The 12,403-nt window shown below is 63.6% G+C and carries 14 protein-coding genes; 6 read left to right on the forward strand and 8 right to left on the reverse strand.

Features of this window, described 5'->3' with window-relative positions:
* Positions 1-15: 15 nt before the first annotated feature.
* Positions 16-1,347 (reverse strand): MFS transporter, encoded by a 1,332-nt coding sequence (locus XH80_RS37695; RefSeq protein ID WP_271602993.1) that lies wholly within the window; start codon positions 1,345-1,347, stop codon positions 16-18.
* Between the two features lie 153 nt (positions 1,348-1,500).
* On the opposite strand from XH80_RS37695, the gene XH80_RS37700 reads away from it, so the two are divergent.
* Positions 1,501-2,256, forward strand: a complete 756-nt coding sequence (locus XH80_RS37700; RefSeq protein ID WP_271602994.1) for an IclR family transcriptional regulator — start codon at positions 1,501-1,503, stop codon at positions 2,254-2,256.
* A 94-nt stretch (positions 2,257-2,350) separates the two neighbouring features.
* On the forward strand, positions 2,351-3,946 hold the full coding sequence (locus tag XH80_RS37705; protein WP_271602995.1) for an FAD-dependent monooxygenase: 1,596 nt from the start codon (positions 2,351-2,353) through the stop codon (positions 3,944-3,946).
* A gap of 31 nt (positions 3,947-3,977) precedes the next feature.
* Here XH80_RS37705 and XH80_RS37710 read toward each other — a convergent pair whose 3' ends face one another.
* The 4 genes from XH80_RS37710 to XH80_RS37725 all read right to left on the reverse strand — a co-directional run bounded on the left by XH80_RS37710 (position 3,978) and on the right by XH80_RS37725 (position 6,120).
* Positions 3,978-4,145, reverse strand: coding sequence for a hypothetical protein (locus XH80_RS37710; RefSeq protein WP_271602996.1), 168 nt, complete (start codon positions 4,143-4,145; stop codon positions 3,978-3,980).
* 155 nt (positions 4,146-4,300) lie between these two features.
* On the reverse strand, positions 4,301-4,870 hold the full coding sequence (locus tag XH80_RS37715; RefSeq protein ID WP_271602997.1) for an isochorismatase family protein: 570 nt from the start codon (positions 4,868-4,870) through the stop codon (positions 4,301-4,303).
* Between the two features lie 25 nt (positions 4,871-4,895).
* Positions 4,896-5,516 (reverse strand): GNAT family N-acetyltransferase, encoded by a 621-nt coding sequence (locus tag XH80_RS37720; RefSeq protein WP_057757859.1) that lies wholly within the window; start codon positions 5,514-5,516, stop codon positions 4,896-4,898.
* Positions 5,503-6,120, reverse strand: coding sequence for a hypothetical protein (locus XH80_RS37725; protein ID WP_271602998.1), 618 nt, complete (start codon positions 6,118-6,120; stop codon positions 5,503-5,505). The genes XH80_RS37720 and XH80_RS37725 overlap by 14 nt, the downstream gene beginning before the upstream one ends.
* A gap of 77 nt (positions 6,121-6,197) precedes the next feature.
* Between XH80_RS37725 and XH80_RS37730 the strand changes: the two genes are divergently transcribed.
* Positions 6,198-7,238, forward strand: coding sequence for a LysR family transcriptional regulator (locus XH80_RS37730; RefSeq protein WP_271602999.1), 1,041 nt, complete (start codon positions 6,198-6,200; stop codon positions 7,236-7,238).
* 19 nt (positions 7,239-7,257) lie between these two features.
* On the opposite strand, the gene XH80_RS37735 is transcribed toward XH80_RS37730, so the two are convergent.
* Positions 7,258-8,436 (reverse strand): autotransporter outer membrane beta-barrel domain-containing protein, encoded by a 1,179-nt coding sequence (locus XH80_RS37735; protein WP_271603000.1) that lies wholly within the window; start codon positions 8,434-8,436, stop codon positions 7,258-7,260.
* Between the two features lie 375 nt (positions 8,437-8,811).
* Here XH80_RS37735 and XH80_RS37740 point away from each other — a divergent pair, with 375 nt between their 5' ends.
* Positions 8,812-9,018: a cold-shock protein gene (locus XH80_RS37740; RefSeq protein ID WP_057757870.1), complete on the forward strand. Its 207-nt coding sequence runs from the start codon at positions 8,812-8,814 to the stop codon at positions 9,016-9,018.
* 89 nt (positions 9,019-9,107) lie between these two features.
* Here the strand turns inward: XH80_RS37740 and purN are convergent, their stop codons facing one another.
* Positions 9,108-9,761 carry a phosphoribosylglycinamide formyltransferase gene (gene purN / locus XH80_RS37745; protein ID WP_271603001.1) on the reverse strand — a complete coding sequence of 218 codons (654 nt, stop codon included), beginning with the start codon at positions 9,759-9,761 and terminating at the stop codon, positions 9,108-9,110.
* A gap of 14 nt (positions 9,762-9,775) precedes the next feature.
* On the reverse strand, positions 9,776-10,849 hold the full coding sequence (gene purM / locus XH80_RS37750; protein WP_271603002.1) for a phosphoribosylformylglycinamidine cyclo-ligase: 1,074 nt from the start codon (positions 10,847-10,849) through the stop codon (positions 9,776-9,778).
* 155 nt (positions 10,850-11,004) lie between these two features.
* Between purM and XH80_RS37755 the strand changes: the two genes are divergently transcribed.
* A complete protein-coding gene (locus XH80_RS37755) occupies positions 11,005-11,547 on the forward strand; it encodes a CDP-alcohol phosphatidyltransferase family protein (RefSeq protein WP_057757879.1) in 543 nt (180 codons plus the stop codon).
* Between the two features lie 92 nt (positions 11,548-11,639).
* Complete coding sequence (locus XH80_RS37760; RefSeq protein ID WP_057757882.1) at positions 11,640-12,317, forward strand: DnaA ATPase domain-containing protein; 678 nt, start codon at positions 11,640-11,642, stop codon at positions 12,315-12,317.
* Positions 12,318-12,403 lie beyond the last annotated feature (86 nt).

Here is a 12,403-nt window from a genome sequence, read left to right on the forward strand (position 1 = left end):
GCCGGCCCGCCGCGGCTAATTCCGTCGGGCCAACATAAAGGCCGCCCCCGCGGCCACCAGCGCCGGGACCGCCGCCGCGGCAAACAGCGGCTGCGCCCCCATTTCGCGGGCCAGCATTGCCCCGCCGACCAGCGGCCCCACGATCGAGCCGATGCGGCCGATGCCGAGCGCCCATCCGACGCCTGTCGATCTGATCGCCGTCGGATAGAAGGTCGCCGTCAAGGCGTTCGAGGCGATCTGCCCTCCGACGATGCAGAATCCGGATGCAAAGATCGCAATCGTGACCAGGACGATCGAATGGCTGACCAGCCCGATCGCTGTGACCGCACCTGCGGCGACGAAATAGGTCAACGAAAGCGCGCGGAACGAGAAGCGGTCGATGAAATGGCCGAGCGTGAAGGTGCCGACGACGCCGCCAACCTGCAACATGGCGCCGATCGCGGCGGCGGCCGACACCGAGACGCCGAGATCGTTCAGCACGGTGGGAAGCCAGTTCGACAGCAGATAGAGGTCGAGCAGACTCATGAAGAACACGATCCAGAGCAGCAGAGTTACCCGGCCGCGACCCTCCGCAAACAGATGTGCGACAGGCAGGCCCGCCAGTTTCGGCTCCTGCACCACGAATTTCACCTCGCCGGCGAAGGACGTATTCGGGGCGATCCTTTTCAGGATATTGCCCACCTCGTGGTCGCGGCCGCCGACCATCGCCAGGAACCGGATCGATTCCGGCAGCGCCTTGAAGAGGAACGGCAGCAGCAGCAGCGGCACGAGGCCGCCGACCAGAAACACCGAGCGCCAGCCGAAGGCGGGAATCAGCGCGGCGGCGAGCAGCCCGCCCAGGGCCGCACCAATCGAAAAGCCCGCAAACATGATCATCACAAGGGTGGCGCGACGGCGATGGGGGCTGAATTCGGAGGTGAGCGCGACGGCGTTCGGCATCGCACCGCCCAGCCCGAGCCCGGTCAGCAGACGTAGAGCGATCAGCCAATTTGCATCCGGCGCGAACACGGTGAGCAAGGTGCCAATGCCGAACACCAGCGTGCTCGCGAGGATGATGCGGCGACGGCCGATCCTGTCGGCCATCGGACCGAAAATCAGCGCGCCGATCATGAGACCGAGAAGCCCGGCGCTGAACACCGGCCCGAGGCTGGCGCGCGCAAGCTTCCATTCCTGCGCCACCGCAGGGGCGACATAGCCGATCGCCTGCGTGTCAAAGCCGTCGATGAACAGCACCGCGGCACACACCAGCAGCACCCGCAGCTGAAAGGCACCGACCGGCTGCCGGTCGACAAAGGCGGGAACGTCGACCGCATCGGATACGACCTCGCCCGTTGCTGTGACGGCCATGTGGGCGCCCTCCCGGTCATCCCTGCACTATTTTTCTTTCATTAATCTCTTATAGTGAGATTATTGTTAGCGCAAGCGGCGATGATTTCGCCGTTTTGCGGCCTCCCCAAACGCCGATAACACGGCCAAACGCGAAGCTGGATCGCACCGAAATTGGTCAAGGCAAACAGTCAGGATCGGGTCCTTGCCCTGCTCGATCTCTTCACCGAGACACGTCCGCAATGGTCGCCCGAGGAACTCATGACGGAGCTCGGCTACACCAGGCCGACGCTGTATCGCTACCTGAAGAGCCTGAAAGACAGCGGCTTCGTGATGCCGACGCGCAACGGGCGGTTCGCGCTCGGCCCGCGCGTGGTCGAGATGGATTATCTCAGCCGCCGCTCCGATCCGCTGATCGCAACCGCCACGCCACACCTGGAGCGCCTTTCGGCGACGTATCCCGGCACAGCGCTCATCGTGCGCTGGTATGGCGACAAAATGCTGTGTGTAGCCTCGATCGCATCCGCCGCTGCGCCGGCGAGCAGCTATCCGCGCGGCAGACCGATGGCGATGGGACGTGGCGCGATCGCGCGATCGATCATGGCCTTCCTGCCCAAGCAACGCCTCATGCCGCTGGTCACGCGCTACGCCGATGATCTGCGCAGCGTCGGCTTCGGCGACACGCCCGACGACATCCTGGCTGCGCTGAAGCGCGTGCGTCGCGCGGGCGTTGCGGTTGCCTTCGGCGAAGTGACGGCCGGCGCTGTCGGGATTGCCGCGCCGATTCTCGATGCAAGCTACCCGATCGCGAGTCTCTGCATCACGATCGGCGGACAGCATGCCAATGGCGAATTGATCGACCGCATCAGTTCGGAGGTCCGTGAAGCCGCCCGGCAGATCTCAGCCGCGGCTGAAGACGATGCTACGTAATCTCATTATTTGAGATTTAACTTGACGAAATGTCGTTCACGCCGCATCTGAACAAACAGTCGCGCCGGGCGCGACGACAGTACGGGGAAGCGACGTGACACAGGCTCAGGCGAACAACGAGGCGCCCGTCGTGATCGTCGGCGGCGGACCGGTCGGGATGGGCTTGGCGATAGGACTTGGCCAGCGCGGCATCAAGACCATCGTGGTCGAGCGCTATGAGCAGCCGCAGCCGATCCCGAAGGGGCAGAACCTCACGCAGCGGACGATGGAGCATTTCCATTTCTGGGGCGCGGAGGCGGCGCTGCGGGCGGCTCGCACCATTCCACCCGATTATGGCATCGGCGGAATGACCAGCCACGGCACGCTGCTCAGCGGATACAACTACAACTGGCTCCAGCGCGAACTGGTTCGGCCGTTTTACTTCACCGACAATGAGCGCCTGCCGCAATACGCAACCGAAACCGTGCTGCGGCAACGGGCAGCGCAGCTTCCCGCCATCGACCTGCGCTATGGATGGACCTGTCAGGAGGTGCGGTCTGAAGCCGATGGCGTCGTCATCGAAATCGTCAACCGCGAGGGGACGAAGCAGAGCTTGCGTGCCGATTACGTCGTCGGCTGCGACGGCAGCCGGTCAATCGTGCGCGAGCAGGCGGGTATCACCCAGACCCGCGCCGACCACGATCGCCTGATGGTCCTCCTGGTGTTTCGTTCCACCGAATTGCACCGCTTGCTCGGCAGATATCCGGGCAAGTCATTCTACAACGTGCTGCATCCGGACCTCGAAGGTTACTGGAAATTCTTCGGCCGGGTCGATCTTGGCACCACCTGGTTCTTCCACGCCCCCGTCCCCACTGGTACCACCCGCGACAATTTCGATTTCCGGCGCCTGCTTCACGAGGCGGCAGGCGCGGAATTCGACGTCGAATTCGAGCACATCGGATTCTGGGATTTGCGTTTCACGCTCGCCGACAGCTACCGCGCAGGCCGAGTCTTCGTCGCCGGAGACGCCGCGCACAGCCATCCGCCCTATGGCGGCTATGGCATCAACAGCGGCTTCGAGGATGCGGTCAATCTGGCGTGGAAGTTCGCTGCAACCGTGCAAGGCTGGGCCCCTGCCGGTCTGCTCGACAGCTACGACGCCGAGCGCCGCCCGGTCTTCGCGTCCACCGCACGCGACTTCATCGAGGCATCGATCTTCCGCGACCGGGATTTTTTGCGGCAGCATGATCCGGCGCGGGATCGGGCGGATTTCGAGGCTGCCTGGCGCGCACGACATTCCGGCGCGCGCGCGGAGGTCAACGCCTTCGAGCCGAACTACGAGGGATCGCCGATCGTATTCGGCCCACCCGGCGGCGTCAGCAGCGCGATCGGCTCGCACACCCATGCCGCGCGCGCCGGCCATCACCTGGCGCCGCAATCTCTGTCGTCGGGCAAGAACGTCTTCGAGGAACTCGGCAGCGGCTTCACATTGATCGATCTGACTGAAAGCACCACCGGAGCGGCATTCGAGCGAGCCGCCGCAGGGCTTGGCATCCCGCTGAAGGTGATCAGGGATACCGCCGCAGACGGCCGCGAAACATACGAAGCGCAGCTGATCCTGGTGCGGCCTGATCAGTTTGTTGCTTACGCGGGCAATAACGACGGCGCCGAGGCATCAGGGATCCTGATGCGCGCTGTCGGTCGATCCTGACGAGATCGCTTCGGCCGCTGGCACGCCAACGTCAGGCCGCACCGTCGTCGTCATCGCCGGCAGCATCGATGGCTTCCCTCACCTCGACCAGGGCCATCGATAACAAATAGACGGTCGTGGGCAGACCGATCCGGCGCGCCGCCTCGAGGGCACGCGACAGATCGCTCGCCAGCTCCTTGAGATCGTTTCCCCGTGACAATGTCCCGCCTGTCCATCCGCCGATCGCGTCCGCCTAAACCATGATCCGGAAAAGTGCGAAGCGGTTTTCCCTCGCGACATCAGCGGAACGCGTTTGCGCGGAGATCATGCTCAAACAATAACCTAAAGCGCTATCACGATTCGTCCTAACTAATCTCATCGCGCGTTAGACGCGACGGCGCCGCTGGTTCTGATCAATTCGGCGCTGGACTGGACAGTAGCAAAATTGCCGATGACACTCACCACCGACTGCTTGTAGACGGCCGCCTCGCCTGTGACCGGCTGCCAGCAAGCCACGGCATCGTCGAGCACCCGATAGCGGTGGCTCCGATGAAACCCTTCGACCACGGTGGCCAGGATGGTCTCGTCGAGGGAAAAGCCCGTCATCACGCAGCGCACGTGACGTAAGCTGGACATGTGGTCGGCGAAACGCGACGAGCTGTAAGCCGATGGCAACGCGTGCTCGAACGTCATCTCGCCCGGCCGGGGCTTGGCCTCCGCAATCCAATCGGTCAGCCTGGATGACGGATCGAACCAGGCCGCCTCCGCAACCCGTTTCAGATGCATCACCGGCCATAGGTTGCTCCGCCACAGCGCCAGCAATTGAAGGCAGTGCATGATTGCGGTGTCGCCATCGAGAATGACGTGGCGACGCCCCGGGATCAGATATTCCGCCTGGAGGTCCGCACAGACCAGGACCAGCGGATCGTCGTGGGAGACCGGCATTGTCTTGCGCAGAGCTGCACCAGTTTCAGCGGTCAGCGAGCGCGAGGTCGCGCAGCGGCGAGGTCACCGCCCGCCCCGCCGAGGCGTCCAGCACGCCCGGACGATCCCAGTCGCCCTCGGGACGGATGATCACGTAGGGATCGCTGTCCAGCGTGATTGCGTCCGGTCCTGGCTCGATCTCAAGCAGCATCTCCGTGTAGGAGAAGTCCGAGAAGGTGATCTTCCTGTTATGGCCGAGTGGCTTGGCGCCGAAATGAGCCCAGAAGTCCACCAGCCGGTCCTGCGCCTGGCCGTAGATCTTACGGAACCCCTTGCGCTTCACGAAGTCGATGCTGGCCTGCACCAGCTTGAACGAGAGGCGCGAGCGCCGATACTGGTGACGCACCGCAAGCCGTTCCACCTTGGCGAAGTCGCCGAAGAAGCGCACCCGCAAACAGCCCGCCGGCTCGTTGCCGATATAGCCGATGAAATGCGCGGCAACCATGTCATTGCCGTCGAACTCCTCCTCGAACGGGCAATCCTGCTCGGCAAGATAGACCGCTGAGCGAATGGCCGTGACCAGCATGAGGTCGCTCGGATCGCGCGCGAGGCGGATGGTGATGGCACGGGAGTCAGGCTTGGCGAGAGGAATCCTAGTGCCGTGCATCTGAAAAACTCCTTGCTTGGATGATCGCGCCAGGCATGCGCATCGGCTGCCGATGCCACGGTCGCTCGTAACACCAGAGGTCCGGCTGAAAGCTCGAGATCGGTTCGAAGCCCGTCGCCTTCATGATTTCGCGTCCGGCCACGGTTGACGGCTGCGCATAGCAGTCCGCGCCGCGAAACCTTATCTGGCGAAGATGAGCCGCAGCCTTGCCAAGACCGGCGATGCCGCGGCCGGTCGCGGCGATCGCCCAGATGTAGATCGCAGAGACCTCCTCATTCGCCGCGGCCAGATGCCGCGTGTCGGGCGCGGTCAGGCAGATATCGTCGAGCAGCAATGCGTCATGCCCGCGATCGCTAAGGAACAGAAAGGCCATACCGCCGAGCAGAGTGCCGTTCCGGGTGAAGGTCAGGATGCTCTGCGGATCGAAGGTGAAATATCTTGCAAGCTCCACCGCCCCGATCTGCACGCCCGGCACCAGCCGGTGCGCCATATCCGAAAGCGCGCCGATTTCGGAAAAATGCGCGCAGCGGACATCCACCTCGGGGCTGAGCGGCAAGGCATCGAAATCATGCCTCGCGGCAAACGAGCCCCTTTCCATACTCATGTCGTCCCTCTATCGTTATCGTTCAGGGGTTTTGTACGCCGCGACGAGCGGAAGCTTAGCGGTTGGAGATCAGGTGTATGCACCAAGTATTGCACCGGGGTGCTGCAATGATGCAGCACCATGAAGAAGCGCTAAATGCGTCCTGGGACGATTTGAAGCTGTTTTTAGCTTGCGCGAAGTTTAAAAGTTTCCGCAACGCTGCCGAAGAGCTCGGGCTCACCTCCACCACATTGATGCGAAGGATCGACCGGCTCGAAGAGAGCATCGGTTGCAAGCTTTTCCTGCGTGACCAGAGCGGGCTCACGCTCAGCGACGAAGGCACCGCGATGATTGCCGACGTCGCGCACATGGAGCGTCACGCCTTCAACGTCTTCCGCCGCGCCTCACGCGCATCGAACGATACGTCGGGCACCGTGCGCGTCGCGGTGACGGAAGGTCCCGGCAATTTCTGGATTCTGCCGCGGCTGATCGATTTCCAGAAGACCTATCGCAAGATCACCGTCGATTTGCGTTGTGCGATGGAGCAGGCCGACGTCGCACGACTGGAGTCGGACATCGCGATCCAGCTCGAGCCACCGACCAATCCCGATCTCATCGTCGCCAAGCTCGGCCGGTTGCACATCTACCCCTTCGTCTCCAGGGAATATGCGAATCTCTACGGCCTGCCTGCGACGCTGGCCGAATTGCCGAACCATCGCATCATCAAGCAGAGCTCGCCACAGGTCGATGACAGCGCCTATGCGCGCGTGCTCGGGCTCAAATCGCTCGAAGGCATTGTCGGGATCAAGACCAACTCGTCCGTCGGCGTGCTCTACGCGGTCGAGCGCGGCGCCGGCATCGGCTTCCTGCCGACGGTGTCGATCGCGCTCGGCGCGCCGCTCGTCGCTGTCGACCTCGACGTCAGCCACCACGCCGACCTCTGGCTCACCTATCACAAGGAGTTCCGCACCTCCGAGCGGCACAAGATCGTGGTCGACTGGCTGAAAAAGATCTTCGATCCCAAAACCCATCCCTGCTTCCGCAACGATTTCATCCATCCGAACGCGTTGGTACCGATGATGACGGCGGCGCGAGAGGGCTTTGGATTGTCCGGATACGTTGCGGCGACGCCGACATGAGTGGGACGGAGCGGTCCCTTCACCACCGATATTCGAAGCCGACCGTGCCCTGGTGCGATGTCAGCTCGTTGCGGAACTTGCCGTCGTAATTGACATACAGCCGCGCGGTATTGGTCAGGCTGAGCGAGGCCGAGGCGCCAGCGTCCATGCCGTAACGGCTCTCGCCGATGCCGGGGACGATGATGTTCTGGGTCCCGAGGCTGACCTGCACCGAGCCGAGGTCCTGATAAAAATTGTCGACGAACTTGCCGTAGGCCGAGAGGTCCAGGATTTTCCGATCGAAAATGAAGTAACGCCCGACCTCGGCGCCGATCATGACGCGCGCACGCGAGATAGCGCTCGAGCCGACGTTGAGTGGGTCAAGTCCCCCGGCTTCCTGGAATGCCGCGCCAGTGGCGCGCACATATTCGAGCGCGCCCTTGGGCACGATGCGCATCTGATCCTTGGTCCAGTAATAGTTGATCTCGGTGAGCGCACCGTCGACTGTGGCGTGATACCCCGCGACGGCAAGGCCGAAGCCGGTATCACGGCTGGAATGGACCTTGCCGAAACCGTGCACCAGCGCGAAGGCCCAGGTCCATGGTCCCTTGTCGACGGAACCGTTGAAACCGATCTGCGTCAGGTCGAGTGTCGCCGACTGAAGCGCGAGCGGCACGTCGATGTCGGTGTGGCTCTGGTCGACGGAGAAGCCGAGGTTGACGCCTGGCGCGACCCGCGCCCCGAAGCCGGCGACACCGCCGAACGTGGTGCGCTTGTCACCGACGAAATCACCTTGCGGATCGGTGCGGACTGATATGCCGTAACCCTCGAACCAGGTGCGGTAGCGCGGATCCTCCGCGTTCTCCGACGCACCGCCGCCGCCGGGATTGGTGCGGGAGGCCCGGTTGACGCCGTTCGAGGCCTGACCGCCCAGCCGCTCCAGAAAATTCGAACCCAGATTGAGCGTGCTGTTGCCGGCTGACTGGTTGGCATTGGTCGACGTCGTGCCCGGGGACGGCGAAGGGGACGGTGTCGGGGTCGGCGTCGGCGTTGGCGTTGGCGTCGGAGACGAAGTCGGCGTCGGGGTCTGCGCGAAGGCCGCGGTCGCCGGCAGCATCGCAACAACCGCGAGCGTCATGGCGATCGCCGTCACGATCCGGCGGACACGGTCCAGCCCGATCGTCTGCCGTATCCCTTGTGGCTGCTGAGTGCAGCACATGACGACTATTCCCGAAGCAAAATGGCGGCCCGCAAAAATACAACACGGAGGGCGAGCAGGTGCGACGATTTGTGCTGAACTGCCACGAGGGGTCAACCGGTCCGCGTGCTTTCGCCGGGGTGATTCCTCCAATTGTGGTTCCGCTGCCACAGGTCACAAATTGCGGGCGGCCATTTCCTGCGCAGTCTTGAAGTTTGCACGCAGCTTGCGAGCGCACGGTTTTCGTGTTGGAATATCGTACACAATCGGAATTGGCCGCTCGGCTGTGCGTTTCGCGACAGGCTCAAGACTCGAACAGACTTCCGGAAGCCCGTTTGTGACGTGGCACGCGAAAAGCGGCCGCGTCTTTTTAGTATCTAGCGGAGGAGACTGAGGATGCCACAAAAGGGCACCGTCAAATGGTTCAACCCAACCAAGGGCTACGGATTCATCAAGCCGAACGGCGGCGACAAGGACGTGTTCGTCCACATCTCGGCGGTCGAGCGTGCCGGACTTTCTACCCTTAACGAAAACCAGGTCGTTGAATACGACCTCGTGGAGAACCGCGGCAAGACATCCGCGGAGAACCTCAAGGTTTCCTGATTTCTCTCGAAGATATCAGCGAGAGATCATGACGATGCCCCCGGCTCTGCCGGGGGCATTTGTTTGGGGCGACGAAACGCGAGTGCGCGTCAGGTCGCCACCGGCGCAATCAAGAAATTCTCTGACGCCCCACTCCCCGCGGTCTTGCAAACGTCGCCCTCGATCCTGACCTTGCCGGTCGCAAGCAGGCTCAGCGCCGCGGGATAGATGCGGTGCTCGACTTCGAGGATGCGCTCGGACAGGGTGTCGGCCGTGTCGTGATCGCTGACGGGCACCGCGCCTTGCATCACGATCGGGCCGGCGTCGGTCTCGGGGACCACGAAATGGACTGTCGCGCCAGACAGTTTGACGCCGGCGCGCAAGGCTTGGCCGTGCGGGTCGAGGCCGGGGAATGACGGCAATAGCGACGGATGGATGTTGAGCATCCGCCCGTACCACGCCCTGGCGAACTCGGCCGTGAACAGGCGCATGAAGCCACCGAGGCAGATCAGCTCGATGCCGTGCTGATCGAGCGCGGCCTGCAGCGCTTTCTCGAACCCGGCGCGATCCTTGCCGAACGGCTTGCTTTCGATCACCAACGTTGTCACGCCGGCCGCCTTGGCCCGTTCGAGCCCGAGCGCGTCAGCCTTGTTCGAGACGACGAGTGAGATCTCCGCCGGGAAATCCGCGGCGCTGGCTGCCTTGATCAGCGCCGACATGTTGGAGCCGCGGCCTGAGATCAGGATGGCGACGCGCCGTTTCATCGCAGCGGCAGTCATCACAGTGCCAAGTCGAGGTGGCCGTTATAGACGACGCGGTGCTCGCCCTCGGCCGGGATCACGGTGCCGAGCTGAGCTACGGTCTCGCCGGCATCAGTGAAGACCCGCACCACCTCATCGACCCTCTCGGGCTCGACAATCGCGACCATGCCGATGCCGCAGTTGAAGGTCCGGAGCATTTCGAGCTCCGCGATGCCGGCTTGGGCGGCCAGCCATTTGAACACCGGCAGCACCGGCAGGCGTGCCAGATCAATGCCGACGCCAAGATTTGCAGGCAGCACGCGCGGAATGTTGTCGGTGAAACCGCCGCCGGTGATATGGGCAAGGCCCTTCACTGCACCGGTCTCGCGGATCGCCCTCAGGCAGGATTTGACGTAGAGCCTCGTCGGCGTCAGCAGCGCGCCGCCGAGCGTCATAACAGGGGCAAATGGCGCCTGCGCCTCGAAGCCGAGGCCGGACTGTTCCACGATCTTGCGCACCAGCGAGAAGCCGTTGGAATGCACGCCCGACGAGGCAAGACCGATCACGGCATCGCCCGCGGCGATGTCCTTGCGCGGCAATAGCGTGCCGCGCTCGGCCGCGCCGACGGCAAATCCGCCGAGGTCGTAGTCGCCGTCCTTGTAGAGGCCGGGCATCTCCGCGGTCTCGCCGCCGATCAGGGCGCAGCCGGACTCGCGGCAGCCCTCGGCGACGCCTGCCACGATGGCGGCGGTGGCCTCCGGGTCGAGCTTGCCACAAGCGAAATAGTCGAGGAAGAACAGCGGCTCGGCGCCCTGCACCACGAGGTCGTTGACGCTCATGGCGACGAGGTCGATGCCGATCCCGCCATGCAGGCCGGTCTCGATCGCGATCTTGACCTTGGTGCCGACACCGTCAGTGGCCGCAACCAGGACGGGGTCCTTGAAGCCGGCCGCCTTGAGGTCGAACAGGCCGCCGAATCCGCCGATCTCGGCATCCGCGCCCGGCCGGGCGGTGGCGCGCACCATCGGCTTGATCAGGTCGACCAGGCGGTTGCCCGCGTCGATATCGACGCCTGAATCGGCGTAAGTGAGGCCGTTTTTGCGGTCGGTCATGCCCGATTTCCAGTGGGTTTGCGGCTGGTTACGTCGAATTCCGGGGATGCGCAATGGCAAGCGTGGCGCCCCGCCCTATACTATGTAGAGATATCAACCGGTTCAGCCTCTTAGAGGTCGGATTCAAGGTCAGGTCGGGTGCCGGGAAGCGCCGTGTGAGTATTCCAAACATTATTACCCTGGGCCGCATCATGCTGGTCCCGATTATCGTTTGGGCCATCGTGTCGAGCCAAATGGAGGTGGCGTTCGCCGTCTTCCTGATCGCAGGCATCAGCGACGCCGTCGACGGCTTTTTGGCCAAGCGCTTCAACATGACCAGCGAGCTCGGCGCCCTGCTCGATCCGCTGGCCGACAAGGCGCTGCTGGTGTCGATCTACCTGTCGCTCGGCATCTGGGGCGACATCCCGCGCTGGATCGTGATCCTGGTGGTATCCCGCGACATCATGATCGTCACTGCGGTGATCGTGTCCTGGCTATTCGACAAGCCGGTGGAGATGAGGCCGTCGAAAGTATCCAAGCTAAACACAGCGGCACAGGTCGCGTATGCGGCGCTGGTGCTGGCCGCCCTCGCCTTCGGCTTCAGGTCGTCGCCGTATGATATAATCCTGATGGGGCTCGTCACGGTGTTCACCCTGTCCTCGGTGTCGCTCTATCTCGTGGAGTGGCTGCGGCACATGAGCACGATCGAAGCCAAATGAGAGGGGTGCGGCCCAGCAAAAGGCCAACTCCCGATCGAATAAGTCCATTCTCGTCAGACAATGCCGGCGCGCCGGTAAGGAGCAAAGCAAGCGTGGCAGGCCGCGTTCATCCCCGACAATTGGCGTTTTCGCTTCCACATGCGGAGAGCCTCAGCCGGGACAATTTCCTCGAGGGCCCTGCCAATGCCGCCGGTCTTGCCCTGATCGACAGCTGGCCGGAATGGCCCAACCGGATCATGTGGCTCGCCGGCCCGGAAGGCTCGGGCAAAAGCCATCTCGCCGCGATCTGGGCCGAGGAATCAGGCGCCCGCTCGACCACAGCCGGCGCCCTGAGTGCCGCCGCCGTCCCCGGCGCGCTTGCGACCGGCGCGCTGGTCGTTGAGGATCTCAAGGCTGGTGATTTTGACGAGCGTGCTCTCTTCCATCTGATGAACCTGGCCCGCGAGGACGGCGCCTATGTGCTGTTCACCGGTCGCGAGGCGCCCGCGGCGGTGGAGGTCGAGCTCCGCGACCTGCGCTCCCGGCTGCGGACGATCCCCGTGATTTCGCTCGCGCCACCGGATGACCAGCTGTTCCGCGGCCTGATCGTCAAGTTCTGTGCCGATCGCCAGCTCACCGTGGACGAGGCTGTCGTGAGCTACCTTGCGACCCGGCTGGAGCGCTCCTCGGCCGCCGCACGGCGCGCGGTGGAACAGCTCGACAGCGAGGCGCTGCGGCTCGGCCGTCCCGTCACAAGGGCGCTGGCCGCCGAGCTGCTTCGGGACGCCTGAGCGCCGGGCCCGCTTGACGCGGCGCGGCGCGGCGGCGGAACATCAATGTCATCGAAACGTCATCGCATTAACACATGCTCCGGCCG

Origin of the sequence: Bradyrhizobium sp. CCBAU 45384, from assembly GCF_028128665.1 — a bacterium.
Lineage (GTDB): Bacteria > Pseudomonadota > Alphaproteobacteria > Rhizobiales > Xanthobacteraceae > Bradyrhizobium > Bradyrhizobium manausense.